The sequence below is a fragment of the Rhodococcus oxybenzonivorans genome (genome assembly GCF_003130705.1).
Taxonomy (GTDB): domain Bacteria; phylum Actinomycetota; class Actinomycetes; order Mycobacteriales; family Mycobacteriaceae; genus Rhodococcus_F; species Rhodococcus_F oxybenzonivorans.
Window position 1 is genome coordinate 1701715 of sequence record NZ_CP021354.1, and the last position, 17241, is coordinate 1718955.

Sequence of the window (17241 nt, forward strand, 5' to 3'; positions counted from 1 at the left end):
CTACCAGAAAAGCGCACGAGCGCGGAGCGCCTACCGGTAGTTCACGAACTGCAGCGCGATGCCGAAGTCCTCTCCCTTGAGCAGGGAGATGACTGCCTGTAGGTCGTCGCGCTTCTTACTGCTCACGCGCAGCTCGTCGCCCTGAATCTGCGCCTTGACGCCCTTGGGTCCCTCGTCGCGGATCTTCTTCGTGATCTTCTTGGCGTTCTCGGTGGTGATGCCCTGGACGAGCGTGCCGGTGAGTTTGTAGATCTTCCCCGACTGCGCGGGCTCGCCGGCGTCGAAGGCCTTCAGCGAGATGTCCCGGCGGATCAACTTCTCCTTGAAAACTTCGAGGGCGGCAAGCAGTCGCTCCTCGGTGTCGGCCGTCAGCGTGATGGATTCCTCACCGGACCACTCGATGGACGCGCCCGTGTTACGGAAGTCGAAACGGGTCGACAGCTCCTTGCCGGCTTGATGCAGGGCGTTGTCCACCTCTTGACGCTCCACCTTGCTCACCACATCGAAGGACGAATCAGCCACTGCACACTCCCGGTTTCCGTCTGTTTCCCCCGCCGCGATCCGGACGGGCGCTCACCTGAATGCTAGTGAGCAGATTCGACGCTATCGGTTCGCAACCGCCCGTATCCACCCGGTTTGCAAAACGGGGGGCCGTTCGTTGTATTCTTCTTTCCGCAGCGGAGAGCGATCTCGCAGAGATTTCGCGCTCCTCGTGCAACCCGGCAGATTGCCCGAGCGGCCAATGGGAGCGGACTGTAAATCCGTCGGCTTATGCCTACGTAGGTTCGAATCCTACATCTGCCACACAAAGAACCCCGGTGAGCACCAGCTCACCGGGGTTCTGTCGTTGGGGTACCTGTGGTTCGGGCTTTCCGCGATCGTTCCCGGGAGCGCGTAACGTCCGGTGGGTGGAGTTTCGGAGAACCGTGACCAGGCAATTTGGTTCTCGGCGTGAACTCTGTGTAATCTCGTCAAGGCTTCAGCGCACAGCGATGTGCGAGTGAAGCACGCCCCCTTAGCTCAGTCGGCAGAGCGTTTCCATGGTAAGGAAAAGGTCAACGGTTCGATTCCGTTAGGGGGCTCGCTGGATTGTGGTGAAGCGCTTCGTGCGCGACACTCGACACCGAGGCGGTGTAGCTCAGTTGGTAGAGCAAACGACTCATAATCGTTGCGTCGCCGGTTCAAGTCCGGTCACCGCTACACAATATGCATGATCCACCCTGATTGCTCGTAATCAGATACACCCGAAAGAAGGCATCCCGTGGCCTCCTCGACTGACGTTCGGCCCAAGATCACTTTGGCCTGCGAGGTATGCAAGCACCGTAACTACATCACCAAGAAGAACCGGCGTAACGACCCCGATCGCCTGGAGATCAAGAAGTTCTGCCCCAACTGCGGAACCCACCAGTCGCATCGCGAGTCGAAGTAGCACGGTTCCGGCCGGGAGTTGAGTTCGCGAGGGAAGCTTCGAGGCTGCCCTCGCGTTCCCACGCCCAGGGTAGAAGAGGTTCTTTCGCGTGACTGACACTGTGACAGAGATCGAGACGAGCGTGTCTCCGGACGTTCCCGAGGATCCCGCTGCGCACGCGCTGGCGATGGTGGGGCACCACTACCGCGTCGACGACTTCTACGAGGTCGGTCGCGAGAAGGTGCGGGAGTACGCGCGGGCCGTGCAGGACTGGCACCCCGCTCACCACGATGAGGACGCCGCCCGCGGCCTCGGCTACGACGGCCTGCTCGCTCCGCTCACGTTCATCTCGCTTGTCGGAATCATCGCTCAGAGCCGCCTCTTCAAGGAGATCGTCACCGGTTACGACCCGAGTCAGATCCTCCAGACGGATCAGCGTCTCGTGTTCCACAAGCCGATCAAGGTCGGGGACCGCTTGTTCTGCGACGTCTATCTGGACGGCTTCCGTCAAATGGGTGGCAGCGACATCATCACCACCAAGAACATCGTCACCGACCAGAACGACGAACTCGTGCAGACCACCTGGACCACGCTTGTCGCGCGGACCGGCGGCGAGGTCGACGAGAACATCGCTCACGCAGTCAAGGACGTGATCATGCATGGCGCTTCGTAAGTTCGAGGACGTCTCGGTGGGTGACGAACTCCCCGAGCGCATTGTGCGCCTCACGCGTGGCGACCTGGTCAACTACGCGGGCGTCTCGGGTGACCCCAATCCGATCCACTGGAGCGACGAAGTCGTCAAGCTCGCCGGCCTCGACAATGTGATTGCCCACGGGATGCTCACCATGGGTCTCGGCGGTGGATTCGTGACCTCATGGCTCGGTGACCCCGGCGCGGTCACCGAATACAATGTACGCTTCACGAGCTCGGTGTACGTCCGCGAGGACGAGGCCGCCGAGGTCGAATACACCGGCAAGGTCAAGTCGGTGGACGAAGAAAGCAAGACTGCAGTAGTCGCTATCGTGGCGCGCTCCGAAGGAAAGAAGATCTTCGGTCGTGCCACGGCAACGGTCCGTCTGGCCTGACCGCCGGGTGGATTGGGTTTGTTCCGGGGCTTTGAAGTACACTGAGATTTCTGGGATTACTCAGCGCTGCGCGCTGCCCTACGGTGCTGTTCGGCCGACACAGGGTGGCGCGCGTGTCATGTAATCACAGAGAGGTCGGGCAAGAATTGGTCCAGAGGTAACTCGGGACCAGGTCACCCGACCAAAGGGGCGTAGCTCAACTGGCAGAGCAGCGGTCTCCAAAACCGCAGGTTGCAGGTTCAAGTCCTGTCGCCCCTGCCCCCGGATTGCCAGCGACTGAGAGGAACGACGTGAGCGAGGAGCGCGCCAAGCGCGACGGCGACACTTCAGGGTCGACGCGCCCGGACGGTGTCGACGACACCGCGGCCGACGCCACCACGCGTTCCGAGAGTCCCTCGGCAAGGCCGAGCGGCAAACGTCAGAGCCGTCGTTCGCAGGCAGGCACCGGCGTCGCAGCCAGTTCCGTGAAGACGCCGGAACGCGCGAGAGCCGAGACGATCACCAAGGCCCGTCCCGCGACGAAGGACCGTGCCGACAAGCCGCACAAGGAGAACATCTTCAAGCGGTTGCGCCGGTTCCTGCGCGAGGTCATCGCGGAGCTGCGCAAGGTCATCTGGCCCAACCGCAAGCAGATGATCACCTACACCAGCGTTGTGCTCGTGTTCGTGGTGTTCATGGTGGCGTTCATCGGTGTGCTCGATCTTGCGGTCATCAAAGGCGTCACCTGGTTGTTCGGTTGACGGAGTCCGCCCCGGTGGATCCGAAGTATGTGAGTGACGAGAGGAAGCGAGTGCCCCAGTGAGCACCCCCGAGAACGACACGAATGAGGCCTTGGCCGAAGAGCGTGTTTCTGCCGAGGCGGCAGCCGAAGTGGATGTCGAGGCTGCCGACGAGGGCACCGATGCTCCGGACACTGCCGGTGACGAGGTAGCCGAGCCGTCGAACGACGACGCTGCCGTCGCCGAAGAGGCGCCCGCTGACGACGCAGTCGTCGCCGAGGAGCCCGAGGATCCGGTCGCCGAGCTGAAGGCCGCCCTGCGCCGTGCGCCTGGTGACTGGTACGTCATCCACTCCTACGCGGGCTACGAGAACAAGGTGAAGGCCAACCTCGAAACTCGTGTCCAGAACCTCGATGTCGGTGACTACATCTTCCAGGTGGAAGTACCTACCGAAGAGGTCACCGAGATCAAGAACGGCCAGCGCAAGCAGGTCAACCGGAAGGTTCTGCCCGGTTACATCCTCGTCCGGATGGAGCTCAACGACGAGTCCTGGGGAGCCGTGCGCAATACGCCCGGTGTCACCGGATTCGTCGGTGCCACCTCCAGGCCGTCGCCGCTGACGCTGAACGAGGTCGTCAAGTTCCTGCTGCCGCAGCAGGAGCAGAAGAAGCAGGCTGCCGCCGCGGCAGTGTCCGCCGGTGACACCGGGGGAGAGAGCTTCGCGAAGCCGCTCATCGAGGTCGATTTCGAGGTCGGCGAGTCGGTCACCGTCATGGACGGCCCGTTTGCGACGCTTCCCGCCAGTATCAGCGAGGTCAACGCGGAGCAGCAGAAGCTCAAGGTTCTCGTCTCGATCTTCGGTCGCGAGACGCCCGTCGAGCTGTCCTTCACGCAGGTCGCGAAGATCTAGCGCCACACACACTTGCACTGCAGTAGCAAGAAACACACCCAGCAACAAATAGGAAATCGAGATGCCCCCCAAGAAGAAGAAGCTCGCAGGGCTCATCAAGCTTCAGATCCAGGCCGGTCAGGCTAACCCTGCACCGCCCGTGGGTCCCGCGCTTGGTCAGCACGGCGTGAACATCATGGAATTCTGCAAGGCCTACAACGCGGCGACTGAGTCTCAGCGCGGCAATGTTGTGCCGGTCGAAATCTCGGTCTACGAAGACCGCAGCTTCGATTTCAAGCTGAAGACCCCTCCGGCTGCCAAGCTGCTGCTCAAGGCTGCAGGCGTCCAGAAGGGCTCCGGCGAGCCGCACAAGACCAAGGTTGCCTCGGTGACCATGGACCAGGTGCGCGAGATCGCGAAGACCAAGCAGGAAGACCTCAACGCCAACGACATCGAGCAGGCCGCGAAGATCATCGCCGGCACCGCCCGGTCGATGGGCATCACGGTCGACGGCTGAGCCGTTTCCGTATGACGGCTACGGCCGTCGAGAGAACGCGTGGGAGGGCCGGCCAGGCCCCGACCACTACTGAACCATTCACCACTGCAGTTGGTCACACACTGTGGTGAGAAGTTAGGACAGAAAACATGGCAAAGCGCAGCAAGGCGTACCTCGCCGCCGCTGAGAAGATCGACTTCGACAAGCTGTACAGCCCGCTGCAGGCTGCGAAGCTGGCGAAGGAAACGTCGTCGAGCAAGATGGACGCGACCGTCGAGGTTGCCGTTCGTCTGGGCGTCGACCCCCGCAAGGCGGACCAGATGGTCCGCGGAACGGTCAACCTGCCGCACGGCACCGGTAAGACCGCCCGCGTCATCGTGTTCGCAGTCGGAGAAAAGGCCGCTGAGGCCGAGGCAGCTGGAGCCGACGCCGTCGGCGCCGAGGACCTCATCGAGCGGATTCAGGGTGGCTGGCTCGACTTCGACGCCGCCATCGCAACTCCCGACCAGATGGCCAAGGTCGGCCGCATCGCCCGCGTCCTCGGACCGCGTGGTTTGATGCCGAACCCCAAGACTGGCACCGTGACCGCAGATGTCACGAAGGCTGTCGCGGACATCAAGGGCGGAAAGATCAACTTCCGCGTCGACAAGCAGGCCAACCTGCACTTCGTGATCGGCAAGGCGTCGTTCGACGACGCCAAGCTGGTGGAGAACTACGGCGCCGCGCTGGATGAGATCCTGCGTGCGAAGCCGTCCTCCGCGAAGGGCCGCTACGTCAAGAAGGTCACCGTTTCGACCACCACCGGCCCGGGCATCCCGGTGGACCCGAACCGCACCCGCAACCTTCTCGAGGATGCCGACGCGTAAGTTCGTCACCTGTGAGCAGCTCGGCCGGTACGGAGATCTCCGTACCGGCCGAGCTGCTTTTGCGCGGCGTCGACCCTGGTCGTGAAGACGCCGATTTGGTGGCGCGGCCGGTGATGCCGTAGTCTGTGCTGCGGAGTTCATGCAGGATTCGAACTCCACCCCAAATCATGTTCTACCCAAGACCGTTGGTGATCGTCCCCGCGAGGGTGCGATTGAAAGTCCGGGAATGTCCGGCGGCCCACGCAGGAGGACGAGGTAGGGGGATGCGTCTCGGTCGCGGTTTCGTACCCGGCTGAATGCCTCCTTTTCCGCCCCGTGTGCCCTGCACCGGGGCGTTTTGCATGTCGTGGACTGTGCACCGTCCGGATTCTCGGACGTGCGCAGCGGCTCCGAAGTGGGATAACGACTGTCATGAGAGGAGGCGAAGTATGGCAAAGCCTGAGAAGGTTTCCGCAGTTGCGGAGATCACCGAGCAGTTCAAGGGTTCGACCGCTGCTGTGATCACGGAATACCGTGGTCTGACGGTGGGCAACATCACGACACTGCGACGCGCTCTCGGAGAGGGTGCCACCTACTCCGTCGCCAAGAACACCCTGGTCAAGCGTGCCGCTGCTGAAGCGGGCGTCGAAGGCCTTGACGACCTTTTCGTCGGTCCGACCGCCATTGCATTCATCAAGGGCGAGCCGGTCGATGCAGCGAAGGCTATTAAGAACTTCGCGAAGGACAACAAGGCTCTCGTCATCAAGGGCGGCTACATGGACGGCGCTGCGCTGTCCGTGGATCAGGTCAACCGGATTGCGGACCTCGAGTCCCGCGAGGTCCTGTTGGCCAAGCTTGCCGGCGCGATGAAGGGCAACTTGGCAAAGGCCGCAGGCCTGTTCAATGCTCCTGCCTCGCAGGTGGCCCGTCTGGCTGCCGCACTGCAGGAGAAGAGGGCCGCCGAGGGTGGAGCAGAAGCTCCGGCCGAGGCTCCCGCCGAAAGCTGATCCGCACCCGCGCATCACAGCTATAACCCCGCCCGGTCGCGGATCAGCGACATGGGACTTACAGGAAGGACCGCCATCATGGCGAAGCTCAGCACCGAAGAGTTGTTGGACCAGTTCAAGGAGCTCACCCTTCTCGAGCTGTCGGAGTTCGTGAAGGCATTCGAGGAGACCTTCGAGGTCACCGCGGCTGCTCCGGTTGCCGTTGCCGCTGCGGGCGCCCCGGCTGCTGCCGGCGCCGACGCTGCCGAGGAGCAGGACGAGTTCGACGTCGTCCTCGAGTCGGCCGGCGACAAGAAGATCCAGGTCATCAAGGTCGTTCGTGAGGTCGTCTCCGGCCTCGGCCTGAAGGAAGCCAAGGACCTCGTCGAGGGTGCTCCGAAGGCCATCCTGGAGAAGGTTGCCAAGGACGCGGCCGACGCCGCCAAGGAGAAGCTCGAGGCTGCAGGCGCGAAGATCACCGTCAAGTAAGACGGTTTCGCACTGCTCTACCCGAGCGGACGAACGAGGGCCACTTCCCACTTGTGGGGAGTGGCCCTTTTCATGTCCGGACGAGTCCGGAGTGTCGAAATTCAGAGCGAGAAACTGAACGTGCGACCAGCTCAAAACGCCCTCGTCATCGCAGCTCAGCGGGTATGTTTTGCATTGTGGGACCCCGTGTTGGCATGCGTTCTTACCGGTGAGTAGCATACTCTGTCACAGGTAACACTTCGATGCGATAGAGTGACCCAACCCACACGGGGTGTATGCATCGAACGGTCGCGGAGGTAATGGTGGGTGTCGAGGTAGCCGTCGAGGGACTGACCAAGTCGTTCGGCTCGCAGAGGATCTGGCAGGACGTCACGTTGACCCTTCCGGCAGGTGAGGTCAGTGCGCTGCTGGGCCCGTCGGGTACGGGTAAGTCGGTGTTCTTGAAGTCGTTGATCGGTCTGCTCCGCCCGGAGCAGGGCTCGATCGTGATCGACGGCACCAACATTCTCGAGTGCTCGTCCAAGGAGCTCTACGAGATCCGGAAGCTGTTCGGTGTGCTGTTCCAGGACGGTGCCCTGTTCGGGTCGATGAACCTCTTCGACAATGTGGCGTTCCCGCTGCGCGAGCACACGAAGAAGTCCGAGTCCGACATCCGCAAGATCGTGATGGAGAAGATGGAACTCGTCGGCCTGCTCGGGGCCGAGGAGAAGCTGCCGGGTGAGATCTCCGGTGGTATGCGCAAACGTGCCGGTTTGGCCCGCGCCCTGGTGCTGGATCCGCAGATCATCCTCGTGGACGAGCCGGACTCGGGTCTGGACCCGGTGCGCACCACCTACATCTCGCAGACGTTGATCGACATCAACGCCGAGATCGACGCGACCATTCTGATCGTCTCGCACAACATCAACCTCGCGCGGACGGTGCCGGACAACATCGGCATGCTGTTCCGTCGGCATTTGGTGATGTTCGGGCCGCGGGAGGTGCTGCTCACCAGTGAGGAGCCGGTGGTCAAGCAGTTCCTGAACGGCACGATGATCGGTCCGATCGGGATGTCGGAGGAGAAGGACGAGGCGCAGATGGCGCAGGAGCAGGCGATGGTCGACGCCGGTCACCATGCCGGTGGTGTCGACGACGTCGAGGGCATCGTCCCGCAGATGAAGGCGACGCCGGGGATGCCGTTCCGGCAGGCCGTGGCCCGCCGGCAGGAACGCGTCCGCCACATCATGCACACCCTGCCGCCGAGCGCGCAGGCCGCAATTCAGGAAAGCCTCGACGAAACATCCGGCAACGGCGGCGACTACGACTACGCCTACAGCCAGGAAGATACGCAGGTCCTCCCGGCATACCGGGGCGAAGGATACGAGAACACCACTCACGGGCAAGGGTAGGCATAACGGATGGGGGTTACCCGCAGCTCCGTCTTGCGGCCGGTCAACGGTGCGCTGACGCAGGCCGGAAACATCGTCGAGCTTTTCGTCGACGTCGCACGAAACACGTTCAAACGACCGTTCCAGTTCCGCGAGTTCATCGAACAGGCCTGGTTCATCGCGAGCGTGACGATCCTGCCCACCGCTATGGTGGCGATTCCGTTCGGCGCAGTGGTGTCACTGCAGACGGGGTCGCTGATCAAGCAGCTCGGCGCCGAGTCGTTCACGGGAGCGGCCAGCGTGCTCGCCGTCATTCAGCAGGGTTCCCCGCTGGTGACAGCACTCCTGGTGGCCGGGGCTGCGGGCTCGGCTGTCACGGCGGATCTCGGTGCGCGAACGATTCGCGAAGAGATCGATGCCATGGAGGTTCTGGGTATCAACCCCGTGCAGCGCCTCGTGGTGCCCAGGGTCCTCGCGATGGTTCTCGTCGCGATTCTCCTCAACGGATTGGTGTCCGTGGTCGGTATCGCCGGCGGCTACTTCTTCAATGTGATTCTCCAAGGGGGCAATCCCGGTGCGTACCTGGCATCGTTCTCGGCCTTCGCGCAGCTCCCCGACATCTGGGTGGGTGAACTCAAGGCGGCCGTCTTCGGTGTCATCGCCGGTGTCATTGCGGCGTACAAGGGTTTGCATCCGAAGGGCGGTCCCAAGGGTGTCGGTGACGCCGTGAACCAGTCGGTGGTCATCACGTTCCTGCTGCTGTTCTTTGCCAACCTGATCTTGACCATGGTGTACCTCCAGATCGTTCCGGCGAAGGGATCGTGACCCGATGACAATCGCAAAGGGACGCGGTGACCGGACGCTCATGGCTGCGCGCCGTGTCGGGCGTGCGCCACTCAACGTGCTCGACCGGGCCGGCGAGCAGATGTCGTTCTACGCCAGGGCGATCGCGTGGTCGCCGCACACGCTCGTGCACTACCGCAAGGAAGTTCTGCGGTTGCTCGCCGAAGTGACCTTCGGCAGTGGGGCGCTCGCAGTAATCGGCGGAACCATCGGCGTCATCGCGATGATGTCCGGGTTCACCGGGGTAGTCGTCGGATTGCAAGGTTTCGCAGCCTTGGAGCAGCTGGGCAGCTCCGTGCTCACCGGCTTCCTGTCCGCCTACGTCAACACCCGTGAGATTGCGCCAATCGTTGCAGCTCTCGCACTTTCGGCAACAGTCGGTTGTGGTTTCACTGCGCAGCTGGGGGCCATGCGTATTTCCGAGGAGATCGACGCACTGGAAGTCATGGCGGTGCCGAGTGTTCCGTTCCTTGTGACCACACGCATGATTGCCGGATTCGTTGCCGTCATTCCGCTCTACATCGTGGGTCTTCTTGCGGCGTACCTTGCGTCCCGGCTCATCAGCACGACGTTCAATGGCCAATCGACCGGTTCGTACGATCACTACTTCAACTTGTTCTTGCCACCGCAAGACGTTCTCTACTCGTTCGCGAAGGTCTTGATCTTCGCTTTCGTGCTGATTCTGATTCACTGCTACTACGGCTACCACGCCTCTGGTGGCCCCGCCGGTGTGGGTGTGGCCGTAGGCCGGGCGGTCCGCACGGCGATCGTGACGATCGCCGTACTCGACTTCTTCCTGAGCCTCGCCATCTGGGGCACGACGACCACAGTGAGGGTTGCCGGATGAGCAACACATCGTCTGTTGTGGGTCGACGGGTGTTGGGGCTGGTGTTCTTCCTTGTCCTGGCCCTGTTCCTCGCAGTCACGATCGGCATGTTCAACAAGACGTTCACCAAGGTGGTCAAGATTGGGTTGGTTACCGACACGGTCGGAAACGCGCTGCCGCCCAACGCGGACGTCAAGGTGCGTGGCCTGATCGTCGGTGAGGTGCGCTCGGCTTCCACCACAGAGGGTGAGGTCACCTTGGAACTGGCCATACAGCCGGACAAGGCCGAACTCATTCCGTCCAACGCCACGGCGCGACTGTTACCCAAAACCCTGTTCGGCGAACGGTACGTGTCGCTGATCGTGCCGGAGGGGGACACGGCTCCGCACATCCAGGCCGGTGACGTTCTCGAGCAGGACAAGAGCGGGAACGCCGTCGAGATCGGCGAGGTCCTCGACGGCTTGCTGCCGCTGCTGCAGGCGATCCCGCCGCAGGACCTGGCGAACACGCTCGGTGCCCTGTCGCAGGGACTCAGTGGACGCGGCGCCGAACTCGGTCTGACGCTCGATCGGCTCGAGGAGATCTTCGCCGGACTCAACACGGAACTTCCCGCGATTCAGGAAGACCTGCGGGGCATCGCGGACTTCTCGCAGACGTATTCGGAGGCGGCACCGGACCTGGTCAACGCGCTCGACAACCTGCGGACCACAGGGAACACCGTGGTGGAGAAGCAGAACGAGCTCTCCACCCTGCTGGTGTCCCTGACCGGGACGGGTGCGAGCACGGCGGACCTCCTGGAGACCAACGCCGAGTCGATCGTGAACATCGCGGCCGATTCCCGTGAGGCGCTGCAGATTCTCGGCCGGTATTCGCCGAGCTTCGGCTGCACGTTCGCCGGATTCGCGAAGACGGCTCCCATCGCACGTGCGCTGCTTGCGCCGGACGACCCGAACCCGGGTGTGCGTGCCAGCGTGCAGTTCGTCAATCCGAAGGGCCGATACTTGCCTAACCAGGACGAGCCGCGCCTGCTCGACAACCGTGGACCCGCCTGCTACGACAACGTCACGGCGCCCGGCGGCAAGTTCCCGCAGTATCCGGGTGGGTCGTCGTACAACGATGGTGCCTACCAGGTACCTTCGCGTAACCCGGGACCGTCCACCATCGACTTCTTCCCCGCGCCGGCCGGCGTGCCGGACCAGGTTCCGGGATGGGGAGCCGAGGTCACACCCGCCAGCTATGCGGGTTCGAAGATGGAACAGGACACGCTCGACGTCGTGTACGGCGAAGCAGGAGGCATGGCGCCCGAGGACGTGCCGAGCTGGACGACACTCGTCGGTGCACCGACCATGAGGGGGACTGAGGTGAGTTTCAAGTGAGGGGCCTCCTTGCGCCGTTGATCAAGCTGATTATCTTTGCCGTGGTCACGATCCTGGCCACAGGTCTGCTCGCGGCCACGATCGCCAACCTCGGTGGTGGTGGCGGCACCAAGTTCAACGCGATCTTCTCGGATGTCACCTCCCTCAATGAGGGTGACGAAGTGCGTATCGCAGGTGTCCGGGTCGGTCAGGTCGAGAAGATCGCGATCGTCGACGATCGCGAAGCCGAGGTGCAGTTCACCGTGGCTGATCGAGATTGGTTGCCCGCGAGCACCACTGCGACGATTCGATTCCGGAACCTTGTGGGGCAGCGGTACATCTCGCTCCAGCAGGGCGAGGGCCAGCAGGGGAAGAAGATCACCGCCGGTGACACCATTCCGCTCGAGCGGACCAAACCCGCAGTCAACCTCACGACGCTGTTCAACGGATTCCGTCCGCTCTTCCAGACACTGAGTGCCGAGGACGTCAACAAGTTGTCCTACCAGATCATTCAGGTGTTCCAGGGCGAGTCGGGAACCATCACCGAACTCGTGCGGAACACCGCGAGTCTCACCAACACGGTGGCGGACAAGGACCGGGTGATCGGTGCGGTGATCAACAACCTCAACGATGTGCTCGCCACGGTCAACCAGCGCGACGACCAGCTCGATGCCCTGATCGTGAACACACAGCAGCTCGTCACCGGGTTGTCCGAAGAGCGCGGTACGGTCGGGTCGGCGGTCACGTCCCTCGCCGGCCTCACCGATGCGACAGCAGATCTCCTCGAACCCACGAGGCCGTCCATTCAGGAGTCCATCACTTCGCTCAATACGCTGGCGACGACGTTGAACCGCAACTCGGATACGGTCAACGGCGTTCTGGAAACTCTTCCCGTCAAGCTCGAGAAGCTGGGGCGGGCGGCCAGTTACGGCTCGTGGTTCCAGTTCTACCTGTGCGGAATCGACATCGTTGCAGGCCCGGGAACGGCACCTCAACTGAACTTGCCCACCGGCCTGCCGACCGTGAACCAGCCGCTGTACACCAACTCGGCGAAACGGTGCTCGCTGGATGGCCTACGGGAGTTGCAAACACGATGAGAAAACGTCGCAGCCCGGCAGTGGCTGGTGCCCTCGGCATCCTCGTGGTGCTTTTGGCGACCCTGTCGGCATTCTTCCTCGACTCGCTGCCCTTGATCGGCGCCGGATCGACCTACACCGCGCAATTCTCCGAGGCTGCAGGCCTGAAGCCGTCCAACGAGGTGCGCATCGCCGGTGTGAAGGTCGGCAAGGTCACCGCTGTCGAACTCGACGGAGACCACGTCAACGTCGACTTCAAGGTCACCGATGCGTGGGTTGGCAACGAAACCTCGGCATCTATTCAGATCAAAACGATTCTGGGCCAGAAGTATTTGGCTCTCGACCCCCGCGGTTCCGACTCGTTGAATCCCAATGACCCGATTCCGCTGGAGCGCACCACCTCTCCCTATGACGTGGTGGAAGCGTTCTCGGCGGCAGCGGAGACGGTGGGCGACATCGACTCCGATCAGCTGGCGGAAAGCATGGTGACGTTGTCGCAGGCCTTCGAGGGCACGCCGTCGGAGATCCGCGCGTCGCTCGACGGCGTCAGCAGGCTGTCGGAGACCATCGCGAGCCGCGACCAGGAACTGCGGAAGTTGTTCGACGCGACCGGTACGACGACGAAGGTACTCGCCGACCGCAACGCCGAATTCAACCGGCTGATCACTGATGCGGGCCTTCTGCTCGCCGAACTCAACAGTCGCCAGCAGTCGATCTCACAGCTGCTGACCGGAACCCAGAGGCTGTCGCAGCAGTTGACAGGTCTCGTACGCGAGAACGAAGCCACGATCGGTCCCGCACTCGAACAACTCAACGGGGTCGTCGAAATTCTCAAGGCCAACAACGAGAACCTGGACAGGGCGATGAAACTGTACGAACCGTTCGTCCGCCTGTACACGAACGTGGTCGGCAACGGGCGCTGGTTTGACCAGGTCGTGGTCAACCTTCTTCCGCCGGGTCTCCCGGACATTCCCAGACCCCGTGATCCCGTCCGTACGTTGGGGGGTAACTGATGGCTGACGCCGGCAACGGAGAAACCCGGGGAACCAACCGCGGTCAGATCGCAGTAATCGCGGCGATCGTCATTGTCGCGCTGGTGGTCGCGGGGGCGCTGTGGTGGGTGTTCACCCGCGCAGGCACCACCAAGATCACCGCCTACTTCGACAAGTCCGTAGGCATCTACGAGGGTTCCGACGTCCGTGTCCTCGGAGTGAAGGTCGGATCGATCAACTCGGTGGAGCCACAGGGTGACCAAGTGAAGGTCGAGATGCGGGTCGACCGCGGCATCGACATTCCCGCCGACGCGAAGGCCGCACAGGTCACACCGTCCGTGGTCGCCGACCGCTACGTTCAGCTCACGCCCGTCTATACCGGCGGAGAGACGATGGAGAGCGGGGCCGTGATCCCGCGGGATCGCACGGCTACACCCGTCGAGGTGGACGAGCTGTACGCGAGTATCGAGAAGCTGTCGGCCGCCCTGGGTCCGGAAGGCGCGAACAAGGAAGGTGCACTGACCGAATTCGTCGAGACCGGCGCCGCGAACCTCGATGGCAACGGTGAGGCGTTGGGGCAGAGCATCAATCAGCTCTCGGACGCCGCACGAACGCTCAACGAGAGTCGTGGCGACCTGTTCGACACCGTCAAGAACCTCCAGGTGTTCGTCAGTGCTCTGGCTGCCAACGATCAGCAGGTCCGGGAGTTCAACACGCAGTTGGCCGACCTGTCCGGATTCCTCGCCGGCGAGCGCGAAAACCTCGGTGCGGCGCTGAACCAGCTGGCCATCGCTCTCGGTGACGTCTCGAAGTTCGTCGCCGACAACCGGGAGCTGCTCGCCGAGAATCTCGACGATCTCGTCCCGGTCACCCAGACGCTGGCCGACAACCGCGACTCGTTGGTGAACTCGCTGACATTGCTCCCGTTGGCCGTCAGCAACCTGGCCAACTCGTACGACGCGGAGTCCGGGAACCTGGCATCGCGCCTGGCGTTCCCCGAGCTCCAGGATCCTGCCGGTGTGATCTGCAAGTTGATCGACCTCGGCAGGCTCGTGCCCGGTGATCCGCGTTTCGAAGCGCTGGGGCGTCAGATGCAGCCGTTGATCGACAACTGCAAGAACATCACCTCGCAGATCACGGCATCGGTGACCTCGCCGACGCTCGTGCTCCCGTTCGGAATCCTGAGCGGCGAGAACATCCAGCGAACGGTCACTCCCGGCACGGTGCCGGGTGTCGTGTCGCCACGGTTCGACGACGCAGTAGGCGGTGAGGGCGAATGAGGCGTTCGGTCATTGTCGGTGCCGGGGTGTGCGCTGTCGCCCTCGCAGTGAGTTCCTGTTCGTCGGAGGGTATCTACGGTGTTCCGCTGCCCGGTGGGCCGGACGTCGGGAGCGACCCCATGCACCTGATGATCCAGTTCGACGACGTGCTCGACCTGGTACCCCAGTCGGCCGTCAAGGTGGACGGTGTGCCGGTGGGTCGGGTGGAGTCGATCAAGGTGGCTCCGGACGGCTGGTCGGCCGATGTCGAGGTCATCCTCGATTCGTCGGTGGACCTGGCTGCGAACGCGGTCGCGGCAATCGAACAAACCAACCTCCTCGGCGAGAAGTTCGTGCAGTTGTCCGAACCGCCGGAAGACAAGGATCAGGACCGGTTGCAGAGCGGCGACACGATCAGCCTCGATCGCACCCGGCACGCCACCGAAATCGAGCAGGTCCTCGGTGCGCTGTCGCTGTTGCTCAACGGCGGTGGTGTCGGGCAGCTCCAGCCGATCGTGCACGAACTGAGTACTGCACTCGACGGTCGTGAAGGCCGGGTGCGCAGTTTGCTGGAGCAGGCCAACACGCTCATCGACGGTCTCAATCAGCAACGGGACGACATCACGCGGGCGCTCGACGGCCTCGACGCCCTGACGACGCGCGTGAACGAGCAGAACGAGAAGATCGGGCTCATCCTGGATGACCTGCCGATCGCTGCCCAGGTGCTCAACGAGCAACGCCCGCAGCTGACGCAGATGCTGGTGCAGCTCGATCGGCTCGGTGCGGTCGGCACGGATGTCATCACCCGATCGAAGAACGATCTGATCGCCGACCTCCTGGCGCTTCGTCCGACACTCAAGGCGCTGGCCGATGCCGGCGACGACCTACCCAACTCCCTGGCGTTCATCCCGACGGTTCCGTTCCCGGACGGAGTCGAGCAGATCGCTCTCGGTGGCTCGGTCAACCTTTTCCTGTCGGTCGATCTCCAGATCGGCGACGCGCTGAGCGCACTCGGTGTCGGGCAGGGCAATCCGGTGTACGTGTCACCGAAATTCGGCGAGCCGAAGCCGATCGTCGACCCGACCAACCCGTACTACAACGGCAACGGTCCGCGACCGGGCTGGCCGACGATCTCACTGTTGCCGGTGCCTCCGATCGTTCCCGCCCCGACTTCGGGCCTGCGGCTCCCGGCGCTGCCCGGCACCGCGCCCGCCGGCGCGACCCCGGGCGCGGAGACACCGTCCCCGCAGAACCCGATGGGGGGACTGCTCGAGCAGTTCGGAATTGGGGGTGGACAGTGAGATCGCGACTGGTCAAGATTCAGCTCGTCGCTTTTGCCGTGGTCGCGGTGTTGGGCCTCGTCTACGTGGGCGCCAAGTACGTCCGCCTCGACAATCTGCTCGGGTTCGGCGAGTACGACGTGAACGCACAGTTCAGGGATTCCGGCGGCATCTTCACCAATGCCGAGGTGACATACCGGGGAGTGCCGGTCGGACGGGTCGGCGAGCTGTCACTCACGTCGGACGGACTGAACGTCGAACTCAAGCTCAAGAAGGGCGGCCCCGAGATCCCCGCTTCGGCCAAGGCAGTCGTCGCCAACCGTTCCGCGATCGGTGAGCAGTACGTCGACCTCCAGCCGGACAGCGACGAGGGCCCGTACCTCGCCGAGGGCTCGATGATCACCGAGGCCAACACCTCGACCCCCGTGCCGGTGGAGCAGGTGTTGATGAGTGTCAATGGGCTCGTCCGGTCGGTTCCGACGGATGCGCTGCGTACGGTCACCACTGAACTGGGAACGGCATTGAACGGCAAGGGCGAGGATCTCCAGACGCTGGCGGATGCCCTGTCCACGCTGACCGATGACGGGCTCGACGTTCTACCGGAAACCCTGACCTTGATCCGCGACAGCCAGACGGTATTGGCAACGCAGTCGGATCAGTCGTCGGCGATCATGCAGTTCAGCTCGGATCTCGACGCCGTCGCTGCGCAGCTGCGCACCAGTGACCCCGACGTGCGGGCGGTCATCGACAAGGGCATTCCTGCCAGCGACGAACTCGGCCTGCTGGTCGATCGGACGGGGCCCAGTCTCACGACCGATCTGACCAACCTGTCGGCGCTGGGTCAGAAGCTGGCGCCTCAGGCGATCGCATTGCGACCGATCCTGATGTTCCTTCCGGCCATCGCCGCTTCCGCCTCGACCGTCGCGCCGAACGACGGAACGGTGCACCAGGGCATCGTGCTCGAGACGAACAACCCGCCGTCGTGCACGATCGGTTACGAGGGGACTCATGAAATCCTCGCCGAAATGCAGCGGCGGGATCCGAACTTCGACGACACCCAGCAGGACTTCCCGTTCAACACGGAGGCCAATTGTGACGTGCCTCAAGGGAGCGTGACCGGTGTGCGAAGTGCAGACCGAATCGTGTTCGCCGATCCGGACACGATTCAGCCCTGGGATTTCAAGCCGAAGGTCATGCCGGACACCCTCAACTTGAATCCCATCGCAACGCAGCTCGCTCCGCTTCTCGGGGTTACTCCCAAGTAGCATCTCGGGTTCCATTCGAGCGAGCCGAAGTAAACAATCAGTAGGGTATTGGTGTGACGCG

General features: G+C 62.9%; 19 protein-coding genes and 4 tRNA genes. 22 read left to right on the top strand and 1 reads right to left on the bottom strand.

Features of this window, described 5'->3' with window-relative positions; translation table 11 throughout:
* Positions 1-30 precede the first annotated feature (30 nt).
* Positions 31-522 (bottom strand): YajQ family cyclic di-GMP-binding protein, encoded by a 492-nt coding sequence (locus tag CBI38_RS08185; protein ID WP_109327953.1) that lies wholly within the window; start codon positions 520-522, stop codon positions 31-33.
* Positions 523-721: 199 nt separating this feature from the next.
* Between CBI38_RS08185 and CBI38_RS08190 the strand changes: the two genes are divergently transcribed.
* From CBI38_RS08190 to CBI38_RS08295, 22 genes are all read left to right on the top strand, one after another.
* Positions 722-804 (top strand) — tRNA-Tyr (locus tag CBI38_RS08190).
* A gap of 205 nt (positions 805-1009) precedes the next feature.
* A tRNA-Thr gene (locus CBI38_RS08195) sits at positions 1010-1082 on the top strand.
* A 45-nt stretch (positions 1083-1127) separates the two neighbouring features.
* A tRNA-Met gene (locus CBI38_RS08200) sits at positions 1128-1200 on the top strand.
* Between the two features lie 61 nt (positions 1201-1261).
* Complete coding sequence (gene rpmG, locus CBI38_RS08205) at positions 1262-1429, top strand: 50S ribosomal protein L33 (RefSeq protein WP_005252089.1); 168 nt, start codon at positions 1262-1264, stop codon at positions 1427-1429.
* Positions 1430-1517: 88 nt separating this feature from the next.
* Positions 1518-2081, top strand: coding sequence for a (3R)-hydroxyacyl-ACP dehydratase subunit HadA (hadA, locus tag CBI38_RS08210; protein WP_109327955.1), 564 nt, complete (start codon positions 1518-1520; stop codon positions 2079-2081).
* Complete coding sequence (hadB, locus tag CBI38_RS08215; protein ID WP_109327957.1) at positions 2068-2493, top strand: (3R)-hydroxyacyl-ACP dehydratase subunit HadB; 426 nt, start codon at positions 2068-2070, stop codon at positions 2491-2493. The genes hadA and hadB overlap by 14 nt, the downstream gene beginning before the upstream one ends.
* Before the next feature lie 185 nt (positions 2494-2678).
* Positions 2679-2751, top strand: a tRNA-Trp gene (locus CBI38_RS08220).
* 32 nt (positions 2752-2783) lie between these two features.
* Positions 2784-3233 (top strand): preprotein translocase subunit SecE, encoded by a 450-nt coding sequence (secE, locus tag CBI38_RS08225; protein WP_162603194.1) that lies wholly within the window; start codon positions 2784-2786, stop codon positions 3231-3233.
* A gap of 58 nt (positions 3234-3291) precedes the next feature.
* Entirely contained in the window at positions 3292-4122 is an 831-nt protein-coding gene (gene nusG / locus CBI38_RS08230) for a transcription termination/antitermination protein NusG (protein WP_109327961.1), read from the top strand.
* A gap of 61 nt (positions 4123-4183) precedes the next feature.
* Positions 4184-4618, top strand: a complete 435-nt coding sequence (rplK, locus tag CBI38_RS08235; RefSeq protein WP_109327963.1) for a 50S ribosomal protein L11 — start codon at positions 4184-4186, stop codon at positions 4616-4618.
* A gap of 128 nt (positions 4619-4746) precedes the next feature.
* Positions 4747-5463, top strand: a complete 717-nt coding sequence (rplA, locus tag CBI38_RS08240; protein WP_005252097.1) for a 50S ribosomal protein L1 — start codon at positions 4747-4749, stop codon at positions 5461-5463.
* 428 nt (positions 5464-5891) lie between these two features.
* Positions 5892-6449 carry a 50S ribosomal protein L10 gene (rplJ, locus tag CBI38_RS08245; protein ID WP_109327965.1) on the top strand — a complete coding sequence of 186 codons (558 nt, stop codon included), beginning with the start codon at positions 5892-5894 and terminating at the stop codon, positions 6447-6449.
* A gap of 78 nt (positions 6450-6527) precedes the next feature.
* Positions 6528-6917, top strand: coding sequence for a 50S ribosomal protein L7/L12 (gene rplL / locus CBI38_RS08250; protein WP_012688867.1), 390 nt, complete (start codon positions 6528-6530; stop codon positions 6915-6917).
* A gap of 299 nt (positions 6918-7216) precedes the next feature.
* Positions 7217-8305, top strand: coding sequence for an ABC transporter ATP-binding protein (locus tag CBI38_RS08255; protein ID WP_109327967.1), 1089 nt, complete (start codon positions 7217-7219; stop codon positions 8303-8305).
* Between the two features lie 9 nt (positions 8306-8314).
* The gene (locus CBI38_RS08260; RefSeq protein WP_109327969.1) at positions 8315-9109 is read left to right on the top strand and encodes an MlaE family ABC transporter permease; all 795 of its coding nucleotides are present in this window, start codon (positions 8315-8317) and stop codon (positions 9107-9109) included.
* Between the two features lie 4 nt (positions 9110-9113).
* Complete coding sequence (locus CBI38_RS08265) at positions 9114-9974, top strand: MlaE family ABC transporter permease (RefSeq protein WP_109327971.1); 861 nt, start codon at positions 9114-9116, stop codon at positions 9972-9974.
* Positions 9971-11329, top strand: a complete 1359-nt coding sequence (locus CBI38_RS08270) for an MCE family protein (protein ID WP_109327973.1) — start codon at positions 9971-9973, stop codon at positions 11327-11329. Before CBI38_RS08265 ends, CBI38_RS08270 begins: the two co-directional genes overlap by 4 nt.
* Positions 11326-12405 carry an MCE family protein gene (locus tag CBI38_RS08275; protein WP_109327975.1) on the top strand — a complete coding sequence of 360 codons (1080 nt, stop codon included), beginning with the start codon at positions 11326-11328 and terminating at the stop codon, positions 12403-12405. The genes CBI38_RS08270 and CBI38_RS08275 overlap by 4 nt, the downstream gene beginning before the upstream one ends.
* Positions 12402-13397: an MCE family protein gene (locus tag CBI38_RS08280; RefSeq protein ID WP_109327977.1), complete on the top strand. Its 996-nt coding sequence runs from the start codon at positions 12402-12404 to the stop codon at positions 13395-13397. The genes CBI38_RS08275 and CBI38_RS08280 overlap by 4 nt, the downstream gene beginning before the upstream one ends.
* Positions 13397-14656 carry an MCE family protein gene (locus CBI38_RS08285; RefSeq protein ID WP_109327979.1) on the top strand — a complete coding sequence of 420 codons (1260 nt, stop codon included), beginning with the start codon at positions 13397-13399 and terminating at the stop codon, positions 14654-14656. Before CBI38_RS08280 ends, CBI38_RS08285 begins: the two co-directional genes overlap by 1 nt.
* The gene (locus CBI38_RS08290; protein WP_109327981.1) at positions 14653-15936 is read left to right on the top strand and encodes an MCE family protein; all 1284 of its coding nucleotides are present in this window, start codon (positions 14653-14655) and stop codon (positions 15934-15936) included. Before CBI38_RS08285 ends, CBI38_RS08290 begins: the two co-directional genes overlap by 4 nt.
* Positions 15933-17180 (top strand): MCE family protein, encoded by a 1248-nt coding sequence (locus tag CBI38_RS08295; protein ID WP_109327983.1) that lies wholly within the window; start codon positions 15933-15935, stop codon positions 17178-17180. The genes CBI38_RS08290 and CBI38_RS08295 overlap by 4 nt, the downstream gene beginning before the upstream one ends.
* Positions 17181-17241: the final 61 nt, after the last annotated feature.

Excerpts from the sequence above, each read along its gene's own strand:
- rplA (WP_005252097.1), top strand. The coding sequence starts at position 4,747 with ATGGCAAAGCGCAGCAAGGCGTACCTCGCCGCCGCTGAGAAGATCGAC.
- CBI38_RS08280 (WP_109327977.1), top strand. The coding sequence starts at position 12,402 with ATGAGAAAACGTCGCAGCCCGGCAGTGGCTGGTGCCCTCGGCATCCTC.
- CBI38_RS08285 (WP_109327979.1), top strand. The coding sequence starts at position 13,397 with ATGGCTGACGCCGGCAACGGAGAAACCCGGGGAACCAACCGCGGTCAG.
- CBI38_RS08290 (WP_109327981.1), top strand. The coding sequence starts at position 14,653 with ATGAGGCGTTCGGTCATTGTCGGTGCCGGGGTGTGCGCTGTCGCCCTC.
- rplJ (WP_109327965.1), top strand. The coding sequence starts at position 5,892 with ATGGCAAAGCCTGAGAAGGTTTCCGCAGTTGCGGAGATCACCGAGCAG.
- CBI38_RS08255 (WP_109327967.1), top strand. The coding sequence starts at position 7,217 with ATGGTGGGTGTCGAGGTAGCCGTCGAGGGACTGACCAAGTCGTTCGGC.
- rplK (WP_109327963.1), top strand. The coding sequence starts at position 4,184 with ATGCCCCCCAAGAAGAAGAAGCTCGCAGGGCTCATCAAGCTTCAGATC.
- CBI38_RS08265 (WP_109327971.1), top strand. The coding sequence starts at position 9,114 with ATGACAATCGCAAAGGGACGCGGTGACCGGACGCTCATGGCTGCGCGC.
- hadB (WP_109327957.1), top strand. The coding sequence starts at position 2,068 with ATGGCGCTTCGTAAGTTCGAGGACGTCTCGGTGGGTGACGAACTCCCC.
- CBI38_RS08260 (WP_109327969.1), top strand. The coding sequence starts at position 8,315 with ATGGGGGTTACCCGCAGCTCCGTCTTGCGGCCGGTCAACGGTGCGCTG.
- CBI38_RS08270 (WP_109327973.1), top strand. The coding sequence starts at position 9,971 with ATGAGCAACACATCGTCTGTTGTGGGTCGACGGGTGTTGGGGCTGGTG.
- rplL (WP_012688867.1), top strand. The coding sequence starts at position 6,528 with ATGGCGAAGCTCAGCACCGAAGAGTTGTTGGACCAGTTCAAGGAGCTC.